This window comes from Agrobacterium sp. CNPSo 2736, from assembly GCF_004005385.1.
Taxonomy (GTDB): Bacteria; Pseudomonadota; Alphaproteobacteria; order Rhizobiales; family Rhizobiaceae; genus Agrobacterium; species Agrobacterium leguminum.
Window position 1 is genome coordinate 130,315 of record NZ_RZTX01000005.1, and the last position, 25,820, is coordinate 156,134.

23 protein-coding genes are annotated in these 25,820 nt (G+C 59.5%); 12 read left to right on the plus strand and 11 right to left on the minus strand.

Annotated features, from left to right (window positions below; all coding sequences use genetic code 11):
• Position 1 precedes the first annotated feature (1 nt).
• The 4 genes from EM858_RS10770 to EM858_RS10785 all read left to right on the plus strand — a co-directional run bounded on the left by EM858_RS10770 (position 2) and on the right by EM858_RS10785 (position 5,908).
• On the plus strand, positions 2–1,642 hold the full coding sequence (locus EM858_RS10770; RefSeq protein WP_127756688.1) for an ABC transporter ATP-binding protein: 1,641 nt from the start codon (positions 2–4) through the stop codon (positions 1,640–1,642).
• 100 nt (positions 1,643–1,742) lie between these two features.
• Positions 1,743–2,990: an FAD-binding oxidoreductase gene (locus tag EM858_RS10775; protein WP_127756689.1), complete on the plus strand. Its 1,248-nt coding sequence runs from the start codon at positions 1,743–1,745 to the stop codon at positions 2,988–2,990.
• Between the two features lie 253 nt (positions 2,991–3,243).
• Positions 3,244–4,605 carry a glutamine synthetase family protein gene (locus tag EM858_RS10780; protein ID WP_003524441.1) on the plus strand — a complete coding sequence of 454 codons (1,362 nt, stop codon included), beginning with the start codon at positions 3,244–3,246 and terminating at the stop codon, positions 4,603–4,605.
• 1 nt (position 4,606) lies between these two features.
• On the plus strand, positions 4,607–5,908 hold the full coding sequence (locus tag EM858_RS10785) for an FAD-binding oxidoreductase (protein WP_164865401.1): 1,302 nt from the start codon (positions 4,607–4,609) through the stop codon (positions 5,906–5,908).
• Here EM858_RS10785 and EM858_RS10790 read toward each other — a convergent pair.
• The 7 genes from EM858_RS10790 to rirA form a co-directional block, all read right to left on the minus strand.
• Positions 5,905–6,393 (minus strand): gluconokinase, encoded by a 489-nt coding sequence (locus tag EM858_RS10790; RefSeq protein ID WP_003524443.1) that lies wholly within the window; start codon positions 6,391–6,393, stop codon positions 5,905–5,907. The two genes, EM858_RS10785 and EM858_RS10790, sit on opposite strands and share 4 nt — an antisense overlap.
• 109 nt (positions 6,394–6,502) lie before the next feature.
• Positions 6,503–7,243 (minus strand): ABC transporter permease, encoded by a 741-nt coding sequence (locus EM858_RS10795; protein ID WP_003524444.1) that lies wholly within the window; start codon positions 7,241–7,243, stop codon positions 6,503–6,505.
• The gene (locus EM858_RS10800) at positions 7,240–8,178 is read right to left on the minus strand and encodes an ABC transporter ATP-binding protein (RefSeq protein WP_127756691.1); all 939 of its coding nucleotides are present in this window, start codon (positions 8,176–8,178) and stop codon (positions 7,240–7,242) included. The genes EM858_RS10795 and EM858_RS10800 overlap by 4 nt, the downstream gene beginning before the upstream one ends.
• Complete coding sequence (locus EM858_RS10805; protein ID WP_164865402.1) at positions 8,175–9,341, minus strand: ABC transporter permease; 1,167 nt, start codon at positions 9,339–9,341, stop codon at positions 8,175–8,177. Before EM858_RS10805 ends, EM858_RS10800 begins: the two co-directional genes overlap by 4 nt.
• 96 nt (positions 9,342–9,437) lie before the next feature.
• Positions 9,438–10,349 carry an ABC transporter substrate-binding protein gene (locus EM858_RS10810; protein ID WP_003524447.1) on the minus strand — a complete coding sequence of 304 codons (912 nt, stop codon included), beginning with the start codon at positions 10,347–10,349 and terminating at the stop codon, positions 9,438–9,440.
• Between the two features lie 141 nt (positions 10,350–10,490).
• Positions 10,491–11,537, minus strand: coding sequence for an AbrB family transcriptional regulator (locus tag EM858_RS10815; protein WP_127756692.1), 1,047 nt, complete (start codon positions 11,535–11,537; stop codon positions 10,491–10,493).
• 167 nt (positions 11,538–11,704) lie between these two features.
• On the minus strand, positions 11,705–12,175 hold the full coding sequence (gene rirA / locus EM858_RS10820; protein WP_059759126.1) for an iron-responsive transcriptional regulator RirA: 471 nt from the start codon (positions 12,173–12,175) through the stop codon (positions 11,705–11,707).
• 173 nt (positions 12,176–12,348) lie between these two features.
• Here rirA and EM858_RS10825 point away from each other — a divergent pair, with 173 nt between their 5' ends.
• Positions 12,349–13,398 (plus strand): Fe(3+) ABC transporter substrate-binding protein, encoded by a 1,050-nt coding sequence (locus tag EM858_RS10825; RefSeq protein ID WP_236776272.1) that lies wholly within the window; start codon positions 12,349–12,351, stop codon positions 13,396–13,398.
• A 42-nt stretch (positions 13,399–13,440) separates the two neighbouring features.
• On the opposite strand, the gene EM858_RS10830 is transcribed toward EM858_RS10825, so the two are convergent.
• From EM858_RS10830 to EM858_RS10840, 3 genes are all read right to left on the minus strand, one after another.
• Complete coding sequence (locus EM858_RS10830) at positions 13,441–14,511, minus strand: M48 family metallopeptidase (RefSeq protein WP_127756694.1); 1,071 nt, start codon at positions 14,509–14,511, stop codon at positions 13,441–13,443.
• Positions 14,501–15,571, minus strand: a complete 1,071-nt coding sequence (locus EM858_RS10835; RefSeq protein ID WP_080818297.1) for a YjgN family protein — start codon at positions 15,569–15,571, stop codon at positions 14,501–14,503. Before EM858_RS10835 ends, EM858_RS10830 begins: the two co-directional genes overlap by 11 nt.
• Positions 15,572–15,797: 226 nt before the next feature.
• Positions 15,798–17,294: a CoA-acylating methylmalonate-semialdehyde dehydrogenase gene (locus EM858_RS10840; RefSeq protein ID WP_003524451.1), complete on the minus strand. Its 1,497-nt coding sequence runs from the start codon at positions 17,292–17,294 to the stop codon at positions 15,798–15,800.
• Between the two features lie 106 nt (positions 17,295–17,400).
• Between EM858_RS10840 and EM858_RS10845 the strand changes: the two genes are divergently transcribed.
• The 7 genes from EM858_RS10845 (at position 17,401) to pncB (ending at position 24,264) form a co-directional block, all read left to right on the plus strand.
• A complete protein-coding gene (locus EM858_RS10845) occupies positions 17,401–18,282 on the plus strand; it encodes a LysR family transcriptional regulator (protein ID WP_127756695.1) in 882 nt (293 codons plus the stop codon).
• A 122-nt stretch (positions 18,283–18,404) separates the two neighbouring features.
• Complete coding sequence (locus EM858_RS10850; RefSeq protein ID WP_127756819.1) at positions 18,405–19,322, plus strand: DMT family transporter; 918 nt, start codon at positions 18,405–18,407, stop codon at positions 19,320–19,322.
• 291 nt (positions 19,323–19,613) lie between these two features.
• Positions 19,614–20,720: a DUF475 domain-containing protein gene (locus tag EM858_RS10855; RefSeq protein WP_080818286.1), complete on the plus strand. Its 1,107-nt coding sequence runs from the start codon at positions 19,614–19,616 to the stop codon at positions 20,718–20,720.
• Between the two features lie 360 nt (positions 20,721–21,080).
• The gene (locus EM858_RS10860; RefSeq protein WP_080818284.1) at positions 21,081–21,425 is read left to right on the plus strand and encodes a MarR family winged helix-turn-helix transcriptional regulator; all 345 of its coding nucleotides are present in this window, start codon (positions 21,081–21,083) and stop codon (positions 21,423–21,425) included.
• A gap of 18 nt (positions 21,426–21,443) precedes the next feature.
• On the plus strand, positions 21,444–22,295 hold the full coding sequence (locus EM858_RS10865; protein WP_127756696.1) for an NlpC/P60 family protein: 852 nt from the start codon (positions 21,444–21,446) through the stop codon (positions 22,293–22,295).
• Between the two features lie 95 nt (positions 22,296–22,390).
• On the plus strand, positions 22,391–22,750 hold the full coding sequence (locus EM858_RS10870) for a hypothetical protein (protein WP_031233696.1): 360 nt from the start codon (positions 22,391–22,393) through the stop codon (positions 22,748–22,750).
• A gap of 209 nt (positions 22,751–22,959) precedes the next feature.
• Positions 22,960–24,264, plus strand: coding sequence for a nicotinate phosphoribosyltransferase (gene pncB / locus EM858_RS10875; protein WP_065654709.1), 1,305 nt, complete (start codon positions 22,960–22,962; stop codon positions 24,262–24,264).
• A gap of 109 nt (positions 24,265–24,373) precedes the next feature.
• On the opposite strand, the gene EM858_RS10880 is transcribed toward pncB, so the two are convergent.
• Positions 24,374–25,768, minus strand: coding sequence for a M17 family metallopeptidase (locus EM858_RS10880; RefSeq protein WP_003524461.1), 1,395 nt, complete (start codon positions 25,766–25,768; stop codon positions 24,374–24,376).
• Positions 25,769–25,820 lie beyond the last annotated feature (52 nt).

Sequence of the window (25,820 nt, forward strand, 5' to 3'; positions counted from 1 at the left end):
CATGACGGAAACAAAGACCCAACCGCTTCTCTCCGTCCGGGATCTCTCCGTCGCCTTCCATCAGGGCGGCGCGACCAGCATCGCCGTCGATCATGTCTCCTTCGACCTGATGCCGGGCGAAGTCGTTGCCCTCGTTGGCGAATCCGGCTCCGGCAAATCCGTGACCGCGAACTCCATTCTCAAATTGCTGCCCTATCCGGCGGCAAGCCACCCGTCTGGGAAAATCCTGTTCGACGGCAAGGATATGCTGACTTTGCCGGAACGCGCCCTGCGCGCGGTCCGCGGCAACGATGTCACCATGATTTTTCAGGAGCCGATGACCTCGCTCAACCCGCTCCATACCATCGAGCGGCAGATCGGCGAGATTCTGGAACTGCATCAGGCAATCACCGGAGCGGAGGCGCGGGCGCGCACGTTGGAACTCCTTTTGCAGGTGGGTATCCGCGAACCGGAAAAGCGCCTGAAGGCCTATCCGCACGAATTGTCCGGTGGCCAGCGGCAGCGCGTGATGATTGCCATGGCGCTTGCCAACCGGCCGAAACTGCTGATCGCCGACGAACCGACGACGGCGCTCGACGTGACGGTTCAGGCCCAGATCCTCGAACTTCTGAGCGACCTCAAGACGAAGCACGGCATGTCAATGCTGTTCATCACCCACGATCTTGGCATCGTTCGCAAATTTGCCGATCGCGTCTGCGTCATGACCAAGGGCAAGATCGTCGAGACCGGCACCGTGGAGCAGGTTTTCAACGATCCGCAGCACGCCTATACGCGCCATCTTCTGGCGGCGGAGCCGAAGGGCGAGCCGCCGCATTCCGACGCGACCAAACCGGTGGTCATGCAGGGCGACGATATCAAGGTCTGGTTCCCCATCAAGGCGGGGCTGATGCGCCGGGTGGTCGACCATGTGAAGGCGGTGGACGGCATCGATATCACCCTGCGCGCCGGGCAGACGGTTGGTGTGGTTGGCGAATCCGGCTCCGGCAAGACCACGCTCGGTCTGGCCCTCTCGCGGTTGATTGCGTCTGAAGGGCGTATCAGCTTCATCGGCCAGTCGATCGACCACTATTCCTATGAAATGATGAAGCCGCTCAGAAACCGGCTGCAGGTGGTGTTTCAGGATCCTTATGGGTCGCTCAGCCCACGCATGTCGGTCGGCGAGATCGTCGCCGAGGGCCTGAAGGTGCATGAACGGTCTCTGTCTGCCGATGAGCGTGATACGCGTGTCGCCACCGCGCTGGAAGAGGTCGGTCTCGATCCGGCCACCCGCTGGCGGTATCCGCATGAATTTTCCGGTGGCCAGCGCCAGCGCATCGCTATTGCCCGCGCCATGGTGCTTAAACCCCGCTTCGTCATGCTGGATGAGCCGACATCCGCGCTCGACATGAGCGTGCAGGCGCAGGTGGTCGATCTGCTGCGCGATCTGCAGGCGAAACATGAACTCGCGTACCTCTTCATCAGCCACGATCTGAAGGTGGTGAAGGCGCTCGCCAACGACCTGATCGTCATGCGCCACGGCAAGGTGGTGGAGAGCGGCCCGGCGGCGGAAATCTTCGCCAACCCGCAGCAGGACTATACCAAGGCGCTGCTGGCGGCCGCCTTCAATATCGAAGCGATGAAAACGAAGGCGATAAGCCAGTAGGCCGCATTGCTGTTTCTGTTAAGGTGATGATTTTTCTGTTGCTTTGCGGAAAATGCCGACCCATGTTGAGGGGCAGTGACGCGGAAACGGATTGATTGCCATGGCAGCGGATGTGATCGTTTTGGGTGCGGGGATCATCGGGGTCTCCGTCGCCCTGCAGCTGGCCCGCAGGGGTAAGTCGGTGGTGCTGGTCGACCGGCGCGGGCCGGGCGAGGAGACCTCCTTCGGCAATGCCGGGCTGATCCAGAGAGAAGGCGTCGTGCCTTATGCCTTCCCGCAGGATCTCGCCCTGCTGCTGCGCTATTCCCTGAACAACAGCATCGATGCCCGCTATCACCTCTCCGCTTTGCCGAAAATCGCGCCTTTTCTCGGCCGCTACTGGTACAATTCCGCAGCCACGCGCCACGCGGCAATTGCCCGCGCCTATGCGCCGCTGATCGAGCATTCGGTTTCGGAGCACAATATCCTGATCGAGGAGGCAAAAGCCGGTGATCTGATCGTCAAGAACGGCTGGATGCAGGCCTACAGGACCGCCGCTAGGCGGGATGCAGATTTTGCTTTCGCCGAGCGTCTGGCGCGCGACCACGGTATTTCCCATACGAAACTCGACGCCGAGGAGCTTGCCGCAGCCGAACCCCATCTCAGCCATGATTTCGTCGGTGGCCTGAAATGGAACGATCCCTGGTCGGTGCGCGATCCGCATGCGCTGACGCTCGCTTATGTCCGGCTGTTCGAGAGCCTCGGCGGAAGCTTCGTCAGGGGCGATGCCTCCACCCTCAGCCAGACGGTGAGCGGTTGGACGGTGCGCACGGAAACCGGAGCGGTCGAGGCCGAACATGCCGCCGTGGCGCTTGGCCCCTGGGCGGATACCGTCACGGAACGGCTGGGTTATCGCTTTCCACTCGGCGTGAAACGCGGTTACCACATGCATTACGCGCCGCAGGAGGGCACGAAGCTCAATAACTGGCTGATCGACGCCGAGCGCGGCTATTTCCTCGCGCCGATGCGAAAGGGCATCCGCCTGACGACGGGCGCGGAATTTGCCGAACGAGATGCACCGAAATCTCCCGTGCAGATCGAGCGGGCGGAGCGGGTGGCGCGCACCGTCTTTCCTCTCGGCGGCCGGCTGGATGCGGAACCGTGGATGGGCGCGCGGCCCTGCACGCCGGATATGATGCCGATCATCGGCAAAGCGCCGCGCCATAAAACATTGTGGTTTGCTTTCGGCCACGCCCACCATGGCCTCACACTTGGGCCGATCACCGGCCGAGTGCTGGCGGAAACCATGCTGGGCGAAACGCCGGTTATCGCCATCGACGCCTATCGCCCGGAAAGGTTCAATCCCTGATAGCTAAATCCGCTGGCCTTCCGGGGACAGGCCACGTAACATGGTCGCATGCTGGAGCGGGATGGCGAAAAGTGTAAGCGGTTTTCGCCTGAAATCCCGTTCTAACTATATAATTTAGATCATGTAATGATCTAAAGGGAAAAGGGGCAAAACGTCATCATGGTGGCGAGGTTTCTCATCTATCAGCAGCAGGACGACTTTCGTTAGCGCAACTCGCTGCGCATGAAACGAGATGGAAACGGCTTGCTGGTGCATGATGGATGATATTGAAAACGCAAAGAAATTTTTCGCCGATAATCCCGATATCGAAATTCTCGAAGCTTTCGTCATAGATGCGAACGGCGTGCCGCGCGGCAAATGGATTCCGCGCGAACGGGCAATCGACGTTCTTGAAAAGGGAATGGCCATTCCCCGTTCGGTCTATGCGCTGGATATCTGGGGCCGGGATGTGCATGCCGCAGGACTTGCGGAAGGCACGGGCGATCCGGACGGGTTTTGTTTCCCCGTTCCAGGCACACTGTCGCGGGTGACATGGCTTGGCCGCCCGACGGCACAGGTTCTGCTGGCAATGAAAAATCCGGATGGAACCGGCTTTTATGGCGATCCGCGCCATGTTCTGGCGCAGGTTCTGGGCGCTTATAAAAAGGCTGGTCTCACGCCGGTGGTGGCTACCGAACTCGAATTTTACCTGATCGATCCCGTTCGCTCCGCGCTCGATCCCGTTCGTCCGCCGCACAGCCGCGAGGGTCGGTGGCATACGGGCCAGACACAGGTTTTGTCGATTTCCGAACTTCAGGATTTCGAGGACGTCTTCCATGATATTGCCACGGCCTGCCGCGCACAGGGCGTGCTTGCCGACACGACGCTGCGGGAAAACGGTCCCGGCCAATATGAGATCAATCTCAACCATGTGCCGGATGCATTGCAGGCGGCCGATTTCGCCGTCTTCCTGAAACGCATCGTCAAGGGCGTGGCGCGGCGGCATGATCTCGACGCCACCTTCATGGCCAAGCCTTATGGGTTGCAGGCCGGCAATGGCATGCATGTGCATTTTTCCGTTCTCGACAGGGACGGCAGGAACATCTACGCCGGGGAGGACGGTCCATCGGATGCCTTGATGCATTCGGTCGGCGGCCTCTTGGAAAACATGGGTGAAAGCATGGCGATCTTCGCCCCCCATGCCAATTCCTATCGCCGCCTGACACCCAGCGAACATGCACCGACCTACGCCTCCTGGGGCATCGACAACCGCTCCGCAGCTGTGCGTGTCATCGTTGCCAGCAAGGCGGCGACGCGTATCGAACATCGAGTCGCGGGCGCCGACACCAATCCCTATCTGGTCGTTGCGATGATCCTGAGCGCTGCGCTTGCCGGCATGAAGGAGAAGCGCCAACCGGGCGGCGCGATTGCCGGCGATAGCCACGCGATCAATCACGAGCCGCTACCCACCAACTGGGACTATGCGTTGCAGCGCTTCACGCGGTCGAGCTTTGCCTATGCGACGCTTGGCCAGAAGTATCGCACGCTGTTTTCCGCCTGCAAACAGCAGGAGCTTTCCGAATTTTCCCTGCGTGTAACCGACGTCGAATATGACGCCTATATCAGGACGGTGTGAAATGGCTGAGGTAACGAACATTCCCAATCCCGGCCACACATCGTCATGGTATGCGGCCTCCGCCAATGTCAAAACCGTGCGGCCGACACTCGAAGGCGCGCTGGACGCCGATGTCTGCATCATCGGCGGTGGCTTCACCGGCATTTCCGCCGCGCTGGAACTCAGTGAACGCGGCTATTCCGTTATCGTTCTGGAAGGCGTCCGCGTCGGCTTCGGCGCTTCGGGCCGCAATGGCGGCCAGATCGTCAACGGCTATAGCCGCGATCTCGAAACCATTGCCGGCCGTTATGGGCATGACAAGGCGGTGAAACTCGGCGAAATGTCGCTTGAAGGCGGCGCGATCATCCGTAACCGCATCGCCAAATACGCCATCGATTGCGATCTCGTCGATGGCGGTTTCTTCGCCGCCTTCACGCCGAAACAAATCCGCGAGATGGAGGCCCATAAGGCCCATTGGGAGAAACACGGCCATGGCGGGCTCGAAATGGTCTCGAAGGCGGATGTCGGCCACTATGTGAAAACCGATCGATATGCCGGTGGCATGATCGACCGCTTCGGCGGGCATATCCACCCGCTCAATCTGGTGCAGGGCGAAGCGGCGGCGGCTGAAAGCCTCGGTGCTCGCATATTCGAAAATTCGCGGGTCATTGCGGTGGAGCAGGGCACAAACCCCGTGGTGCGCACGGCGACAGGCAGCGTTAAGACGAAATATGTCCTCGTCTGCGGCAACGCCTATCTCGGCAAACTCTTGCCGGAAATCGGCGACCGGATGATGCCGGTCTCAAGCCAGGTAATGGCGACGGAGCCCCTCGATGCCGATCTGATCGAGGCTCTTCTGCCTGCCGATTATTGTGTCGAGGATGCCAACTACATTCTCGACTATTATCGCCGGACCTCGGACAATCGCCTGCTCTATGGCGGCGGCATCGGTTATGGCGGCAGCGATCCGGCCGATCTGACGGGTGTGATCCGCCCGAACATGCTCAAAACCTTCCCGCAACTGGAAAAAACGAAAATCGACTTTGCCTGGAGCGGAAATTTCGCGCTGACCCTGACGCGCATTCCGCATATGGGCAGGCTGTCGGACAATATCTATTTCTCGCATGGCGACAGCGGCCATGGTGTTACGACAACCCATCTGCTCGGCAAGATACTGGGCGAAGCCGTTGCCGGCCACGCCGAACGTTTCGATATCTGGAGCTCGCTGCCGAACTATCCGTTCCCCGGCGGCAAGACCTTCCGGGTGCCGCTGACCATGCTTGGCGCGTGGTGGTACGGCCTGCGCGACAGGCTCGGACTTTAGAACGTCACCGTCTTCAAACCGGAAAGTGCGTTATTCGCAATATCCTCCGGTGTGGCATCGATGCTGACGGTCACGACGCCCGGTTCGCCGGTCGGCACTTCCAGCGTGGCAAGCTGGGTCTGCAGCAGCGAAAGCGGCATGAAATGGCCCTTGCGTTCGCCCATGCGCCGGCTGAGAAGCTCCAGGCTGCCATCCAGATAGACGAAAGCCAGGGGGCCGCCGGTGGCCTTGCGAAGGCGGTCGCGATAGATTTTCTTGAGCGCCGAGCAGGAAACGACGACACCGTTGCTTTCGCTGCCCTTGCGCAGTTCCGCGCCGATCAGGTCGAGCCAGGGCCAGCGGTCTTCGTCCGTCAGCGGAATACCCTCGGACATTTTATCGACATTGGATTTCGGGTGAAGCCTGTCGCCTTCTATGAAGGCAACGCCCAGTTTCTCCGCCACTGCTTCCGCGACCGTGGACTTGCCGGAGCCGCTCACTCCCATCACGACAATTGCCTGTGTCACCCGAACCTCGAATGTTTCTGTTTCGACGGTCAGCCCCTATCATGTGCGGCAGATATCGGGAATATAAAAATGCGGGGACTTGCCTGTGTCAGTGCCCGGTTTTGCGCGCCGCACTCTTCTCCAGCGCGGAAAAGGCAGCGTGAATCAGGATCGCCAGCGCCGCAACAATCAGCCCGCCCTGAAGAATGAAGGCGAGATTGTTGGATTGCAGGCCGGCGATGATCACTTCGCCGAGGGTGCGCGCCGCGACGGTCGAGCCGATGGTCGCGGTCGAAAGGCTGATGACCGCCGAAAGCCGGATGCCGGCGAGAATGGCTGGAAGGGCAAGCGGCAACTCCACTTTGACAAGGCGTTGCCAGCCGGTCATGCCGCTGCCTCTCGCGGCATCCATCACCGTGGCGGGCAGGGTCGTAAGACCCGTCAACGTATTTTCGAATACTGGCAAAAGCGCATAGAGAAACAGCGCAATGAGCGTTGGTTTTTCGCCAAAGCCGATCATCGGTACGGCCAGCGCCAGCACCGCTACCGGCGGAAAGGTCTGGCCGATATTGACGATGCTGCGCGACAACGGCAGGAAATCTGCCCCGAATGGCCGGGTGACGAGAATCGCGAGCGCTCCCGCCGTGAGCGTGGCGAGCCCCGTGGCAATCGCCACGATGGTTAGATGCGACAGCGTGAGGGAAAACAGATTGGCCTGCGTGTAGATCGCAGGTGCATTGGCCTGCACGAGAGGGCGGAACACCGGTGCGAAGACCTGCGGCACGGCAAGGAAGACGATCAGCGCTAGTACCAGTAGCCCGAGAGCAAAGAAGGATAAGACGTTTTTCATGGGGCTCCGGCGGCACGCTGGAGGAGAACGTCACGCCGCACCCGGCCGGCAGGTTGTCCATTGTCCCTGACGACCGGCAGGACATCGCAGCCCGCCCATAACATTGCCGACAGGGCGTCGCGCTGGCTTGTATGCTCGGTGAGCGGTTCGCCCTCTGCGTTTCCCGGCTCCACGACATCGGCAACGGAGAGAACGGAAAGCAGTTTCAGCGCCCGTTCGTTTTCGCCGATCATGGTGCGCACGAAATCCGTCGCCGGTTTCAGCACCAGTTCGGCCGGCGGGCAGTCCTGCACGATGCGTCCCTTGTCCATCACGGCGATACGGTCCGCCAGATGAAAGGCCTCGTCCATATCGTGCGTGACGAGAACGACGGTCACGCCGAGCTTTTTCTGGATATCGAGAAGATCGTTCTGGGCCTTGGCGCGGATCACCGGGTCCAGTGCGCCGAAGGGTTCGTCCATCAGAAGAATGTTCGGCTCGGCGGCCAGCGCACGCGCCACGCCGACACGCTGCTGCTGACCGCCTGAGAGTTCGTGCGGGAAACGGTCGGCATAAAGCGCGGGATCGAGCTGGAAGAGATGCATCAGCGCGTCGATCTTCGCCTCGATCCGCTTGCGATCCCAGCCGATCAGCTGCGGAACGGTCGCGATATTTTCGGCCACCGTCCGGTGCGGAAACAGACCATGGCCCTGAATGGCGTAGCCGATCTGGCGACGCAGCTTGAAGCCGGGTATCGCGCTGACATTCTCACCGTCGATACGGATCGTGCCGGAGGTGGGCTCCACCAGCCGGTTTATCATGCGTAACAGGGTGGTTTTTCCCGACCCGGAAGTGCCGACGATGACGGTGACGGTGCGCGGCGGGACGGTTAGCGAAACCTGATCCACGACGGCTGCTTCGCCATATCGTTTTGTGATGGTGTCGATTTCGATCATGCCTTTTGCCTTCCGCCTGCGCTGAAGAGATTGCTGTCGATGAGAGCGTCGAGTGTTATCGCGGCGGCAAAACCGAGAAGGACGGTCGGCACGGTGCCGAGCAGCACGAGGTCCATCGCCGTCTGCCCGATGCCCTGAAATACGAAAACGCCAAAGCCGCCGCCGCCGATCAGGGCGGCAATCGTCGCAAGGCCGATATTCTGCACCAGCACGATGCGGATGCCGGTGAGGATGACTGGCATGGCCAGCGGAAACTCCACCCGCAGCAGCCGTTGCACCGGCGTCATGCCAAGCCCGCGCGCCGCTTCCCGGACCGCCTGCGAAACGCCGGAAAGACCAACCACCGTGTTGGAAACCACCGGCAGCAGCGAATAAAGAAACAGCGCCACGAAAGCGGGCGCCATGCCGATGCCGGCAATGCCGATTTTCGCGGCACCCGGCACATTGGCCGCGATCCACCCGAGCGGGGCGATCAAAAGGCCGAAAAGGGCGATGGAGGGAATGGTCTGGACGATGTTGAGGCTGTTCAGTACGCCTACGCGCATCCGCTCGACCTTGTAACAGAGTATCCCCAGGGGAATGCCCACTAAGGTCGCCGCGATCAGCGAGCCGATGGCAAGTTCCACGTGCCGCAAAGCCTCGGTCCAGAATGTATCGGCGCGGCCGGTATATTCCTTGATGATGGAGAGATCATTCCAGAGGCCGCTTGTCAGCACGGCCGCGAGCGCGGCGATGGCCACCATCAGCAACAAAATCCGGGCAGCGGGCTTCGGCTCAAGACGCGCAATACAATCCGTGGCGAGCAGAGCCAGCCCGGCAAATATCAGCCAAAAACCGCTGCCAGGTGAAACGCGGGCAAAACCGTTACCCTCCGGCGTGAGGAAAGAAGCCGCCTGCCCGACGAAAACCGCCAGTGCCGCAAGACCGACCAGCGCGACGGCGAGCTTCAATCGCGTGGGAAAGCGGAAAAAGGCGATGAAGGCCGAGAGAAGAACGATGGTGGCGAGAACAGTTGCAGCCGAACCCGGAAGAGCTTCGAAGACCGTTCGTGTCTCGCCCTGAACGATCCGGTTGGCACGGAATGTCATGAAAGGCGACGCAAAAAGCGCATAAAGAAGCAGGCACGAAATCACCACGCCCACTTTGTCAGGCCATTTCGTCAAATCCTGCTCCCCTGTCTTCTCGCCCGTGTACTCTAAATTGGGACGGGACCACGGGAACGCACCGGTTCCCGCACCCCGCTCCGGCGCCGCGAGCGGTTACTTGACGAAGCCGTTTTTTGTCAGAAAGTCGAGCGCCACGGTCTTGGCCTGTTCGCCGCCGACCTGCACGCGGGCGTTCAAATCCTGCAGTGTTGCCAGATCGAGTTTTTCGAACACTGGTTTCAGCAACTCTTCGATATTCGGGTGCTTTTTCAGAACCTCTTCGCGAATGATCGGCGCTGGCTGATAGACCGGCTGTACATGTTTGTCGTCCTCCAGCACCACGAGACCTGAAGGCGCGATGCCGCCATCCGTGCCATAGACCATGGCGGCATTGGCGTTGTTCGTCTGGTTGGCGGCGGCGGCGATGGTGGCCGCGGTGTCGCCGCCGGAAAGCGTGATCAGCTGGTCAGGCTTCATGGTGAAGCCATAGGTGGTCTGAAATGCAGGGAGCGCGGCGGCGGAGTTGACGAATTCGGAAGAAGCGGCAAGAACGACCTCGCCGCCATCGGCAACATATTTGCCGAAATCGGAAAGCGTCTTCAGATTGTTCTTGTCGGCGACATCCTTGCGCAGCGCAATGGCCCAGGTGTTGTTTGCCGGCGATGGCGTCAGCCAGACGATCTTGTTGGCGTCGAAGTCGAGTGTTTTCGCTTCTTCATAGCCCTTGGCTGCATCTTTCCAGAGCGGATCGTCCGCCTTGGAGAAAAAGAACGCGGCGTTACCGGTATATTCCGGATAGATGTCGATTTCGCCCGCCGTGATCGCTTTTCGCACAACCGGCGTGGCGCCAAGCTGGATGCGATCCGTCGTTTCGATCTTGTTCTGGTTAAGGACGGCGAGGATGATGTTGCCGAGAACACCGCCTTCCGTGTCGATCTTCGACGACACGACCACCTGCGCCTGCGCGATGGAAACAGAAAGGGCAAGCGCAAGTCCGGCGCCCGTCAACGTCATCAAGCGGTTCATGGATGTTCCTCCGGTGGGTCAGCCTGCCGAACAGGCGAAAGATCGCCGCCGCAATTGCGGCCGAATATAAACGGCCTGGAGGAAAAATGGTTGCACGCCATCTGCTTTTTCGCGTCGATGGCTCCGGCTACACGCCGATGGTCAGGTTTCGCCGTCGCGCTTGCGTGCATCCTTGCCCATGACGAGCGGCATGAGAACCGAAAGAAACAAGAGCCTGATGACGTGGTGGGAGCCGACATAGGCGGTATCGGCATGCATCATCACCGCCATCGCCGCCATGGTCTCCAGGCCGCCCGGCGAATAGGCGATCATGACGGCATTGAGCGGAACGCCGGTCACGCCGGAAATCATCCAGGCAATGCTTCCGGCAATCAGCATCACCGCGATGGTGACGACTAAGCCCGCCAGAAAGCCTTTCCGCACGTCCATCAGTGAGACATTCGAAAAGCGCGTGCCGATGAGGCAGCCGATCAGCACATAGACGGGCAGGCTGAGCCAGGTGGGAACGCCGCCTTCGGTAAGGCCGGTAATGTGGGTGCCGATGGAAATGGCGACGCCGCCAAGCAGCAGCGCGGCCGGAAACTTCCAGCGCAGGAAAAGCCAGCCAGTCAGAAGCGATGCGCCGATGGTCAGCGCCAGCGTGAAAAGGCCCATTGGCGGGTTGGCCACAAGCGGTTCCGTGCTGACGAGATCGAAATATTCGACGATCAGCGGCACGGAAAGCGTCAGCGCCAGCACCCGCACGCTTTGCACGATGCTGACGGTCGCAAGGTCGCTTTTCGTCTCGGCGCCGAGACTGATGATATAGCTGAGATGGCCGGGAGAGGCGCCCAGCATCGCCGTTGTCCGGTCGTAACCGAAGCCGTAATGCAGGATCCAGTAGGCGACATAGAGCATGATGACGACAGCGACGAGCACAACGACGAAGCTCACGGGCCAGGTCTTTGCGGCGTCGATTACGGAGGGCGTCACGCTCGTTCCCATGGAAATGCCGACGACGACGAAACAGGCATTGCGGATGAAGGCGGGAACGCCAAGCCTCACACCGGCCAGCCCCGTGATCGTCACGGCAAGCGCTGGGCCGGACAGAAACGGTGCCGGAATATCGATGAGGCTGGCGAGTAGCGCCCCTATGCTGCCGACGAGCGCGGTGAGCGCAAATGTATGGAATTCAGGCTTGATGATCATTGCGACGCTGATTGGTTGCTTGAAAAAGCTCGCGACCAAATGCGCCGCTTCCATTCGCGACGTCAACACGCAGGATCAAAAATATTACATTTCATGCGTATTCTATAAAAAAGCCCGTGGCCTCAAGGACACGGGCTATGGCAATTGCCGATGCGGCAATGGGATGATCAGGCAGCCGGAAGGGCAGCGATCTTCGGCATTTCCGTATCGAGGCCAAGCAGGAAGTTGATCTGGGGCCGCGCCTTGACGAGATCATCGATCGAATATTCCGCCAGAACGTCGAAAAAGGCATTGAGCGCCTTGCGAAGCGCCGAGTTGAGGCCGCAGCTATCCACAAGCGGACATTCCACAGCACCGTCCTCGAAGCATTCGGCCATGGCGAAGCTGTCTTCGGTCACCTTCACCACGTCGAACAGGCTGATCTTTTCGGCAGGTTTGCCAAGACGCACGCCGCCGTTGCGGCCACGCACGGTTTCCACCAAGCCTGCCTTGTTGAGCGGCTGCAGGATTTTGAACAGGAACAGCTCCGAAACGCCATAAGCCTTGGCGATCTCAGGAATGCGGCTCAGATGGCCTTCATTGGCGGCGCAATACATCAACATGCGAACGGCATAGTTGGTCTGTTTGGTCAAGCGCATGCTGGTCTCCTAACTCTCAATGTGGAGTTATATAGTCTCTTTTTCAGTTTAGAACAATTCCAGAAACTGAAAAAACTGGCACCCATCCGATATTTCTCGAACAGCCTTGTTGACCGTCCGGATGATTCATGAACAAACAAGTCAAGAATCGGAATGTAATGGAGGCATTCATAATGGCAAGCTTGAAATCATACTTTTCCGCTGCCGTTTTTTCAGGGCTGACGATCCTTGTCGCCGCGCCCGTCGCTCTGGCAGAGGGGGAGGTTAACATCTATTCCTATCGCCAGCCTGAATTGATCCAGCCGCTGCTCGATGCTTTCACGAAGGAAACCGGGATAGAGGCGAATGTGCTTTTTCTCGATAAGGGGCTGGTGGAACGCATTCAGGCCGAAGGCGTCAATTCGCCGGCCGATGTGCTGCTGACGGTCGATATCGCCCGTCTCGTCGAGGCGAAGGAGGGCAAGGTCACCCAGCCGGTCCTCAACGATCCCGTCATCGAAAAGGATATCCCCGCCAATCTGCGCGATCCCGAGGGCGAATGGTTTGGTCTCACCACGCGCGGCCGGGTGGTCTATGCGTCGAAGGAGCGGGTGACACAGAAGGACATTACCTATGAGGAGCTTGCCGATCCGAAATGGAAGGGCAAGATCTGCATTCGCGACGGCCAGCATTCCTATAATATCGCGCTGATCGCCTCGATGATCGCCCATCACGGCGTCGATTATACCCGTACATGGCTGACCGGCCTGAAGAACAATCTCGCCCGCAAGCCTGACGGAACCGACCGCAGCCAGGCGAAATCGATCTTTTCCGGTGAATGCGATATCGCGCTCGGCAACACCTATTATGTCGGCCTGATGCTGACCAACGATCGCGAGCCGGAAGAAAAGGAATGGGCAGGATCGGTGCGGGTGATCTTCCCCAATGCGGGCGATCGCGGCACGCACGTGAATATCTCCGGCATGGCGCTGACGAAATACGCCCCCAACAAAGACAATGCTCTGAAGCTGATGGAATTCCTGGCCTCGCGCGAGGCGCAGGAAATCTACGCCAAGCAGGTCTTCGAATATCCGGTGCTGCCCGGCGCGGAGCCATCCGATGTCGTGAAGGGTTTCGGTCCCATCAATCCCGACAAGCTGCCGCTGACGGACATAGCCGCCCATCGCAAGCAGGCGTCCGAACTGGTGGATGAAGTGGGTTTCAACGACGGCCCGACCAACTGAGTTTGCTCTTGATCGAACTCTGAGAGTTGCGATACCGGCGGGTCAGTTACCCGCCGGTTTGTTGTCCAGGGAAGCGTTGTAATCGAGAATGGCCTTGCGCCTTTCCGGCGTTCCGGGATGGGTGGAGACAATGCTGGTGCCGTCCTTGTCGCCCAGCTTTTCCTCCAGCAGCGCAAAGAATCGTTCGATGGCGGTTGGGTCGAGCCCGGCCTTGCGCATCAGTTCGACGGAGCGCTGGTCCGCCTGCCGCTCGGCATCGCGTGAATGCGATAGCGCCAGAAGACCGCCGCCCTGGGTGAGAATATCTTCCATGGCCGAACCGACATCGCCGGCAATCAGCATGACGAGACCGGCAACTCCGGCGGCGCGGTAAAGCTGCCGCAGGCTGTGTTCATATTCCACATGGCCGATTTCATGGGCGAGAACCCCGATGATCATCTGCCTGTCGTCGCCTGCGAGTTCCACCAGCTCGTCTGTCAGTACCAGCGTGCCATCGGGAAGCGCAAAGGCATTGGGGCCGATATAACCGCCCTTGCGGAAATTCAGCTTGTAGTCCTCGGGCGAACCTTCCGCATGGGCGGCGATCCGGGCAAATTCCGCACGGATGGCGTCCTGCTCTTCCTGCGGAAGTTCGCTTGGAGAAAATACCGCCTGGTCGAAGGCCTGCATGGTGCTGGCCGACATGACCTGCGGAACGATGGGCGGCGTTACGGCGACCGCCAGTTCCACCAGCGCCGGAAGCGCCAGCTTGTAGGTGCCGTAAGCCAGCAGAACGGCTGCGGCGGTGATGCCGATCAGTCGTGGGCGGAACTGTTCCAGCCAGTGCACGAAACCGGAACGCTTGGTAATGTGCTGGCCAAGCAGCCGGTCCACGCCGTCATTGTCACGGGTTTCGAACAGCGACCCATCGGGAAAATGCAACTCCCGGGGGATGGTGCCGACCCGATGGCTGATCTCGACCGTTTTTATCTCCGCCTGGGTTCTGACGTGGTTGTCCTTTGCGTCGAGCACGAGAAGGACCGTGCCGCCAAGCTTCAGCCTGGCGGCGCTGGAAAGGTTGGAGCGAGCGGCATGCCACTCGCCCGCAACGGTTTCTCCGGTATCAGAAACCAAATTCGAAACCTTCCATATCCATATATTCGGCGCTGACCGCAGCCCCCGTTGCCTCCATCGAGGAAAGTACCTCGCCGACATCGCCATTGAAACGGATTGCCGTGCGTTCAACGGTATAACGCGCTTCGCGCACCGCCGCCCATGGCCGCATCAGGCCAAGCGTGAAGACGGTGACGATCAGGTTGGAGATGACGATCCACAGGTAGCGGCCGCGATGAAGATCGCTGTGCAGGTCGTGCTTTCCGTCCAGCAGCATGGAGGAGATGACGACATTGCGAACGCCGGTGCGATAGACGACACCCGCAAGACCATAGACCAGAAAAGCGCCAAAAATTCCGACATAAAGGGAAGCCAGCGCCGTGGCCATGGCTGCCGTCTCGTCTTCGAGCATCGCGCTATTGGCTGCAAAGGCGGCAATGCCGAAAAAGCCGACCACGATGCCGCCGATCACCACCATGATCGCGGGAATGATCCAGACCTGGTAGAGCTTGCCGATTCTGGGATCGGCGCTGAAGGGCCGGTCGCCGTAACGCAGGTTGCTGAAAATATAGCGGTTCGCCCAGCGGCTGGACAGCGGCGCCAGAATGCCGAAGGAAAAGAACGCAACGAGGCTGCCAAGCAGGATGGAGACAAAAGCGCCCCATGCCGTTCCGACAAAATCAAAACGCACATTGCGATAGCTCGTCACCCGCGCATTGAAACGAATGCTGCGCGTGATCAGCCATGGAAAGAAGATCATCAGAAGGATTGCCGGCACGAAAACCAGGAAGGGATGGATGAGGCCGACGAGCTGCGAGACGACGATGAAGGCAAAGGCGATCAGCCGGCCCTTGAAGATTTGTCCGCCGGTGGCGTGATAACCGAAGGCGCGACCGGCCAGCACGGTATTGCCATTGAAATAACGCTTGCGGCGCACCTTTGCCCAGGCGGAATAGATGCCGATGGTGATGATCGTCAGCAGAATATTGACGATCCAGATTCCGAAATATTCCTTGGCATTTCCACTGAACGAGCCGCGTTCAAGCGCGCGCTGATCCGCACTCACTGAGATATCACTCATAATAGTCCCTCATGACATGCCCCTCTCCGGGCAGATTGAGTTTGCAGGCTTCCCCGTTATCGTCGGTTTGGCAGCGTCCCCACGCCGCAACTGCTCTCTTACGCCATAACAGCTTTAAGTGGAAATATTTTGAAGGAAAAACTTGATTTTTAAAGTTATCTTTTAATCGAAAAAGCCCCGCCGTGAAAACAGCGAGGCTCTTTGTAATGTAGAGGGCTCTGCCCGCTTACTTCATTGTCGGCATCACGAATTCAGCGCCCGACTTGATGCCCGACGGCCAGCGCGAGGTGATCGTCTTGGTCTTCGTCCAGAACTTGATCGAATCCGTCCCGTGCTGGTTGAGGTCGCCGAAGCTCGAAGCCTTCCAGCCGCCGAAGGAGTGATAGGCAAGCGGAACCGGGATCGGAACGTTAACGCCGATCATGCCGATATTGACGCGGCTTGCGAAGTCGCGGGCGGCGTCGCCGTCACGGGTATAGATCGCGACGCCGTTGCCATATTCATGCTTCATCGGCAGTTCCAGCGCGTCTTCGTAGTTCTTGGCGCGAACGACGGAGAGAACGGGTCCGAAGATTTCCGTCTTGTAGATGTCCATGTCAGGGGTCACGTGGTCGAACAGGCAGCCGCCGACGAAATAGCCGTCTTCATAGCCCTGCAGCTTGAAGTCGCGGCCATCGACCAGAAGCTTCGCACCCTGTGCGACGCCGCTGTCGATCAGGCCCTTGACGCGCGTCTGCGCTTCCTTGGTGACGAGCGGACCCATATCGGCCTTGTCGTCGGTATAGGGTCCGATTCTCAGGCTTTCGATCTGCGGAATGAGCTTTTCGACGAGACGGTTTGCCGTCTCCTCACCAACCGGAACCGCAACGGAAACAGCCATGCAGCGCTCGCCGGCCGAACCGTAACCCGCGCCCATCAACGCGTTTACCGCCTGGTCGAGATCGGCATCCGGCATGATGATCATGTGGTTCTTCGCACCGCCGAAGCACTGCGCGCGCTTGCCGTTCATGGCGGCCGTGCCATAGACGTAACGGGCGATCGGCGTCGAGCCGACGAAGGAGACCGCGCCGATATCGGGATCGGTCAGGATGGCGTCGACGGCGCCCTTGTCACCGTTGACGACGTTCAGGATGCCGGCCGGAAGACCGGCTTCAATCATCAGTTCTGCAAGACGGATCGGCAGCGACGGGTCGCGCTCGGAAGGCTTGAGGATGAAGGCGTTGCCGCAGGCGATTGCCGGCGCGAACATCCACATCGGGATCATGCCGGGGAAGTTGAACGGGGTGATGCCCGCGCCGATGCCAACCGGCTGGCGGATCGAATACATATCGATGGCCGGGCCAGCGCCTTCGGTGAACTCACCCTTCTGCAGATGCGGAATGCCGCAGACGAATTCGCAGACTTCGAGACCGCGGACGATATCGCCCTTGGAATCTTCAACGGTCTTGCCGTGCTCGCTCGAGAGCAGCACCGCCAGCTCGTTCATGTCGCGGTTCAGAAGTTCGACGAACTTGAAGAAAACGCGGGCGCGACGCTGAGGGTTGGTGGCGGCCCATTTCGGCTGCGCAGCCTTGGCGCTCTCCACGGCGGCGCGCAGTTCGGCGTCGCTTGCAAGCGCGACAGTTGCCTGAACTTCACCGGTGGCGGGGTTGTAGACATTCGATGTGCGGCCGCTGGTGCCCGGCACATGCTTGCCGTTAATGAAATGACCGATTTCCTTCATGGGTTTTCCTCCAGAATGTGATGGCGCAGCATTACCTTTCGATTTGCACAAATCAATCGCCTGAAATAAGCATCCATTGTGCAAAAATAGACATAAAGAGGGTGCCATGAACTGGGATGATGTGCGTTTGTTTCTAAGCGTGGCGCGAAGCGGCCAGTTTCTTTCGGCGGCCAGAAAGCTTGGCGTCAACCACGCCACCCTCAGCCGGCGCATTTCCGCACTGGAAGCGGCCATCGGCACGCAGCTCTTCCTGCGGAGCACCAATGGCTGCGAGTTGACCGAAGAGGGGCAGCGCCTTCTTGCCGGGGCCGAGCGCATGGAAACGGAAATGCTGAATGCCCAGGCAAATCTCGGCCGCGTCGATACGGCGGTGGCGGGAACGGTGCGCATCGGCGCGCCGGATGGTCTCGGCGTTTCCTTCCTCGCGCCAAGGCTCGGTCGGCTGACGGCGCGTTATCCCGATCTGAAAATCCAGCTCGTGCCGGTGCCGCGCTCTTTCTCACTGTCGCAGCGTGAGGCCGATATAGCCATCACCATCGAAAGGCCGGAGCAGGGCAGGCTGATGTTTTCGAAGCTCACCGATTATTCGCTCGGCCTTTATGCCTCGGCGGATTATCTGGCCGATCATGGAACGCCTGATGATGTCGAGGCGCTGAAGCGCCACCGGCGGATCGGTTATGTGGAGGACCTGATCTTTTCGCCCTCACTGAACTTTACCGGTGAGATCATGCGCGACTGGGACGCCGCCTTCGAAATCTCCAGCGCCACCGGGCAGACCGAGGCGGTGCGTTCCGGTGCGGGTATCGGTATCCTGCATAATTACATCGCCGGGCAATACCCCGAACTGCTGCGTATCATGCCGCAACTCACCATCAGCCGGTCCTACTGGACGGCCTATCACGAATCCGCCCGTCAACTGGTCCGCGTCCGCACGGTGGTCGATTTTCTCCAGGAACTCGTAGCCGAAGAACGGCGAATTTTCATCTGACATCCGCATGCCGATATTATTAGTACTATTAATTGTTCGAGCCCGGCCGTTCGGGGCTTGACAAAGGATGGCTGACTGGACGACCAATGCAGCCATTGGGAGAGATCGGAACTGACATGTCTATGATACGTAAGCTTTCGCCGACTGGCCTCGGCGTGGCCGTCATGCTGCTTGGAATGCTGCTTTTCGCACTGAACGACGCCATGGGAAAATGGCTCGTGGCCACCTATAGCCAGGGTCAGGTGATCCTCATTCGCAGCGCGGCGGCGCTTATTATTCTCGTTCCGATCGTCTGGCGCGCCGGCCTCTCCGGCCTTGTCAGAATTGAGCGTCCCGGCCTTCAGTTTGCGCGCGTCTTCTTTTCCACCGCAGAGCTTTTCTGTTTCTATTTCGCGGTCGCGGCCCTGCCGCTCGCCGATGTCATGACCTATTGGCTGGCCGCCCCCATCTATGTGGCGGCGCTCTCGCCGTTTCTGCTCGGAGAAAAGGTGGGCTGGCGTCGCTGGACGGCCATCGCCATCGGTTTTGTCGGCGTTCTCGTCGCGCTCAAACCCAGTTCGGCAAGCCTCACCTCCGCAGCATTGTTTTCGATCCTCGGCAGCGCCGCCTTCGCTTTCATGATGTTATCCGGCCGTCAGCTGCGCAATACGCCGGATACGGTGCTTGCCTTCTGGCAGATCATCGGTGCGGCGGTTGCGGGCATTGTCGCGGTATTCCTCACGCCATCGGGATGGCTGCCGGTTCAGTCCAGTTTCGATCTCGCCTTCCTCGGCCTGCTCGGCGTCGTCGCCATGACGGCGCATGTGCTGGTCAACCGGGCGCTTAAACTCGCCGATGCCGCCACCGTCGCGCCGCTGCAATATACGCTGCTGCTCTGGGCGGTTATTTTCGGCTGGCTGTTCTTCGGCGATGTGCCGCAGACGAGTATCGTCGTCGGCGCGGGCCTGATCGTTCTTTCCGGCCTTTATATCTTCTTCCGCGAAAATACTCTCAAGCGACGCCGCGAAACCGCTGAAGACCTGGCCGCGGAGCAGGTTTGATCTTTCTCACAGCCTCGATCACGATCACGGGACTTGACGAAGGCGTGATCTTCGGGGAGTAAGAAAGAGCCCTGCGATGATTTGTCTCGCAACGGCAGAGGAAACAAAGGTGCCGGGCCCCTCTGGCGAGAGTTTTACGGCGCTCTCGCGATGTCGGTACCGCCTGCAAAAATTGGCCGGCGGATTAAAAACTATGAAAAACCTGAATGTGCTTCGCGCGCGTGCTTTCTGCGTGCGGTCTGACGCCCCGCGTCGGTCCGTGAACGCCCTCTTTATGGGAGGCGACCGGACATGAGCGCTGCCCAGAAAAACACGCTTACCTACTTCAAGTGGGCTTTTATCGTCACCGTGGTCGGTTTGATCCTCGGCGGTTATCTCGGTTGGGAAATGACCGGAACGGTCGGCGGCACGGCGACGATCTTCTTCATCTGCGTCGTGCTGGCGGTGCTGGAAATCTCACTTTCCTTCGACAACGCCATCGTCAACGCCAACAAGCTGAAAGATATGACACCGGTCTGGCAGCACCGCTTCCTGACCTGGGGTATCCTGATTGCCGTTTTCGGCATGCGTATCGTCTTCCCGCTGCTCATCGTGGTCGTCGCGGCCAATGTCGGCCCGTGGACGGCAATCGTCATGGCGGCCACGCAGCCGGAACGTTATGCGGAAATCATGCGTGACGCCCATCTGCCGATTGCGGCTTTCGGCGGCACCTTCCTGATGATGGTCGGTCTCAACTTCTTCTTCGACCATGAAAAGGACGTGCACTGGGTGCGCTGGATCGAGGAAAAGGCTGCAACCTATTCCTCCGTCAAGGGCATCGAGATTGCCTTCGTACTGGTCGTCATGCTGATCTTTTCCCGCATCATCGGTGCTAGCGACAATCCGGAACTTGGTCCGGTCGCGGCCAACACCTTCTTCCATTCGGCGATCTGGGGTCTTTTGACCTTCCTGCTGGTGGAAGTCGTCGGCGGCATTCTCGACCGCAGCCAGGAGATGCTGGAAGGCGCGGCGAAAGGCGGCTTCGGTGCGTTTCTTTATCTCGAAGTGCTGGATGCCAGCTTCTCCTTCGATGGCGTTATCGGTGCTTTCGCGCTGACGCAGAACCTCTTCATCATCGCCATCGGCCTCGGCATCGGCGCCATGTATGTGCGTTCGATGACCATCATGCTGGTCGAGAAGGGAACCCTGGCCGAATATCGCTATCTGGAGCACGGCGCCTTTTATGCGATCCTCATCCTGTCCGTCATCATGTACGTGCAGACCATGGTGCATATTCCGGAGGTCATCACTGGCCTTGGCGGCGCGGGCCTGATCGGCATCTCGCTCTGGTCGTCGATCCGCTATAACCGGCGACAGAATGCCGATGCGGTCGATGCCGCGCGCGGCGCGGAGATCTGATCCGCGATTACCCATGCCTTCCGCTGTCGTGGCGGAAGGCAGTTTTTAAGCATTGAATTATTTTTTGCCTGTTTTTGTTGCTGTTTATCCTTTGCAAAAAATTTCGCCAAAAGGCGCGCTTTTTGCCTTAAGTCGCTGTTTTACGAATATTTGTGCGCTGCATCAAAACTGGCACGCTTCCTGCTTCTCATTCTGCAAGTCCAGAGGGGACATTGGCTCGAAAACGGGTCGGCAAATACCGCCGCGCCGCGCGATCTTTCCGATCTGCGCCGTGCGGCGGTTCTGTTTGTGCGGGATGGTTCTTGAGTTTTCCGTTCGGTTGAATGAAAACGATAAGACAACGACTGGAAGGGTCACGGTTTGCCTGCACAATTGTCGCCCACGGAGGCCCTGGGTCTCTGGCATCGTGTATCCACGGTGCAGGTCATTGACGATCAGCCGGATTTGACCTTGCGTCAGACCGCCATCCTGCTGCAGATTTATCTCGTGCCGCCGCCGCACACCGTGCGGGGTCTCGCCGCCATGCTGGGTGTGACCAAACCCGTTATTACCCGTGCCCTCGACAGTCTGGGTGCTCTCGGACTGGTCGATCGGGTTCGGGATGAGCGGGACAAACGCAATGTCGTGATAAAACGCACCGTGGCCGGTGCGCTTTATCTGGAAAAATTCGGCGATCTGATTATTGATCAGGCGCGCAAGATCTAACCTCTGGATGTGAAACCCATGATGCTCGACCGCCGCCTGAATGTCTTCCGCTCCGATCTCGCCGATGAAAAGCTGCAGGGCGTGGTGCAGGCCGAACGTTTTGTCAGCGGCTCGCCCGCGCAGATCGCGGTGCCGGTTGTTGGCCTGCGGCCGACGCCGGACCTTGCCGCCGGCATCGATACCGAGCTGCTGTCTGGCGAAACCATCCGTGTTTTCGACAGGGCGAACGGCTGGGCATGGGTGCAGGCGGATGCGGATGGTTATGCCGGCTATGTGCCGGAAACGGCGATTGGCGATGTCGTTGTCGCCACCCATCGGGTGATTGCACCGCGCACTTTTCTCTATCCAGCCGCTGAATTGCGCAAACCGCCCGTCGCAGCGCTGTCCATGGGCAGTCTCATCCGCATCGTCGGCGAGGCGGAGACACGCGGCACCCGTTACCTGCTGACCGAAAAGGGCGAAGGCATCATCGCCGCCCATTGCCGCGCCGTCGATGCGGTGCTTGAAGAGGATTATGTGGCGGTGGCGCTGCGCTTTATCGAGACCCCCTATCTGTGGGGCGGCCGTTCCGGTTTCGGTATCGATTGTTCCGGCCTCGTGCAGCTTTCCATGGCCATGACGGGCCGGCGGGTTCTGCGCGATACCGACATGCAGGTGAAGTCGCTCGGTGTGGAAATAGAGCGGGATGAATTGCGCCGCGGCGATCTCGTCTTCTGGAAGGGCCATGTCGGCCTCATGGAAAACGAAGAAACGCTGCTGCACGCCAATGGCCATACGATGAACGTCGCACGCGAAAATCTCGATGCGGCCATCGAGCGTATCGGCTGGCTTTACGAAAAGCCGACGGCTTTCCGCCGCCTGGAAGACTGAAAAGGCGGCTTTCACGAAATTGTGCCTGTGTGGCCCTTTGTGCGGGAGCCGCCGACAGCCTACATCGGTTGGATGATGGTTCGGGACTGGCATCGATGAAGACAAGAACGGCGACACGATTGGCAGCGATCCTCACGGCGGTTTTGCTGAGCGCGTCAGCGCAGGCGCAGACTGTTTTCCAGAACGGTTTTGCTCCCGCGCCGGATGCCTATGCAAACCTGCCCGGCGTCAAGGATCCGCGCACGCTGCAGCCAAAGGTCCGTTACAACTGCCATAGCGCACTTGGCTCGACCGGATATTCGCGCGGCCCCTACCGGAATGTTTTCGGCAGCCGTGGACTTCCGGTTCAGGGTTACCGCTGCACCGATGAAAACGGAATTTCCAGCTTCGGCGGCAGAAATCCGGTTTCCAAGGACTGGTATCCCGGCATAAACCCCGTAGACCCGACCTTCTGAAGCGGCATTGCTCCCGCACCGGATCGAAAACCCCATCGCGCTTTTCGGAAAATCGATGCGCGGGCGGTGGCGGCAGGCATTTGCTCGGCCGGTGCTCTGGACTTGTTGTCGCTTTTTCAGATAAATCTTCCGCATGACAGGTTGATACCTGCCGGGGTGCGGAGTGACATCGGCTATTCTGACCTTGGCCGATATTGGGGAATGCGAGTATGACGAAGACCGATATAGCCACCCGTGTCCATAATCATACCTGGAAACTCGACCCTATCGTCCGCAGCCTGATCGATACGGATTTCTACAAGCTCTTGATGTTGCAGATGATCTGGAAACTCTATCCGGAAGTCGATGCGACGTTTTCCCTGATCAACCGCACGAAGACGGTGCGGCTGGCGGAAGAGATCGACGAGATGGAGCTGCGCGAACAGCTCGATCATGCACGCACCCTGCGTCTTTCCAAGAAGGAAAACATCTGGCTTGCGGGTAACACGTTTTACGGCCGCTCGCAGATTTTCGAGCCGGAATTCCTCTCCTGGCTGTCGAGCTATCAATTGCCGGAATACGAGCTTTTCAAGCGCGACGGGCAATATGAGCTGAATTTTCATGGCCGCTGGATGGATACGACGCTCTGGGAAATTCCGGCGCTCGCCATCATCAACGAGTTGCGCTCGCGCAGCGCCATGCGCTCGCTCGGTTATTTCACGCTCGATGTGCTTTATGCCCGCGCAAAGGCCAAGATGTGGGAGAAGGTCGAGCGGCTGCGGGAACTGCCGGGCCTGCGCATTTCCGATTTCGGCACCCGCCGCCGCCACAGCTTCCTTTGGCAACGCTGGTGCGTCGAAGCGCTGAAGGAAGGCATCGGGCCCGCCTTTACCGGTACGAGTAACGTCCTGCTCGCCATGGATTCCGATCTCGAAGCCGTGGGAACGAACGCGCATGAACTGCCCATGGTGGTTGCGGCGCTGGCGCAGACAGATGAGGAACTGGCTGCAGCACCCTATCAGGTTCTGAAGGACTGGAACCGGCTTTATGGCGGCAACCTGCTGATCGTGCTGCCGGACGCCTTCGGCACGGCGGCTTTCCTGCGCAACGCGCCGGAATGGGTGGCGGACTGGACGGGTTTCCGTCCCGACAGTGCGCCGCCGATCGAAGGCGGCGAAAAAATCATCGAGTGGTGGCAGAAGATGGGCCGCGATCCGCGAAAGAAGATGTTGATCTTCTCCGACGGTCTCGATGTTGACGCCATTATCGACACCTACAGGCATTTCGAAGGCCGCGTCCGCATGAGCTTCGGCTGGGGTACCAACCTCACCAATGATTTTGCCGGTTGCGCGCCCAAAACCATCGCCAGCCTCAAGCCGATTTCCATCGTCTGCAAGGTGAGCGACGCCAATGGCCGGCCGGCCGTGAAACTCTCGGACAATCCGCAAAAGGCAACCGGTGACCCGGCCGAAGTGGAGCGTTACCTGAAGTTCTTCGGCGAAGAAGACCACAAGGAACAGAAGGTTCTGGTTTAAAGCCTTTCCAGTAAAAGTGGAGCCCGGTTTTCCGCCCGGAAATGCTCTAAATTGAGAACGGGCGCTCCGGTTGAGGAAGCGCCCGTGGAAGCCCGAACCTATCAGCAGATTACTTCGCGAACTGGTGTGCGATGTAATGGAAGAGTGCGCGGATACCCTGCGCCTCCCCGCCGATCGATGAATGATGCCTCTCGCTCAGAGACCAGCCGTAAATATCGAAATGCGCCCAGCGCCTGGTATTGGTGACGAAACGCTTCAGGAACAGGGCGGCGGTGATCGATCCGCCCATGCCGCCCGAAGGCGCGTTGGTGATATCGGCTGCGCGTGAGCGGATATCCTTGTCGTAGCCCATATAGAGCGGCATGCGCCACAGCGGATCGTCCGTATCGATGCTGGCTTCCGCGATATCATGCGCCAGATCCTCATCATCGGTGTAGAAGGGCGGCAGATCCGGGCCGAGCGCGACGCGTGCGGCACCCGTCAGCGTCGCCATGTCGATCATCAGGTCCGGCGCATCTTCGTCCGCATAGGCCAGCGCATCCGCCAGAACAAGACGGCCTTCAGCGTCGGTATTGTCGATCTGCACCGTCAGCCCCTTGCGGCTGCGGTAGATATCGCCGGGGCGGAAGGCATTGGAGGAGATGGAGTTTTCGACCGCGGGCACGAGAACGCGAAGATCGACCGGCAGCTTCGCATCCATGATCATCAGCGCAAGGCCGAGCACATTGGCCGCGCCTCCCATATCCTTCTTCATCAGCGCCATGGAAGCGGCGGGTTTGATATCGAGGCCGCCTGTATCGAAGCAGACGCCCTTGCCGACAAGGGTGAGGCGCGGATTGCCCTTCTTGCCCCAGTTCATCTCCAGAAGCCGCGGTGCGCTTTCGCTGGCCCGGCCGACAGCATGGATCAGGGGAAAGTTTTCCTTGAGCAGATCGTCACCAGTGGTGACCTTCACCTTTGCCTTGTAATGGGCGGCAAGCGCGCGGAAGGCAATCTCAAGCTCATCCGGTCCCATATCGTTGGCCGGAACATTGATGAGGTCGCGCGCAAGGAAAACGCCGGCCAGAACGCGCTTGATCTCGCCGTCTTCCGCGTCCTGCGGAATAAGGAGCTTTGCCCCGTTCGTCTTGGTGGTCTTGTATTTGTCGAAGCGGTAGCTGCCGAGACCGAAACCGAGAGCGAGGCGATTGGCCGTCAGGGGTGCTGTCTCGATATGCCACTCGCCTTCCGGCAGCTCACGGGCAAGTTTCCCGGTGATGAAGGGGATTTCCGAGGGATTGCCGCCAAGGCCGAGAAGCACGCCGCCCAGCGAACCATCGGCGGAAGGAACGAGGAGGATGGCGCCTGCCTCGGCCTTGAACCCCGCCTTCTTCGCCCAGTCCAGAGCGACAGGGTCGATGGCGCCCTGTTCGATATGGGCCGGCGTGACGGCGAAAACCGGCAATGTGCTGCCGGCCTTGGAGCTGAAAGGGGTTGGGCGTTCGATGAACTGATAGGGCGCCATTGTATGCTTCCGTAAATGTCGAGAATCGGTGCGATTAACGCTCTGTTAGGGT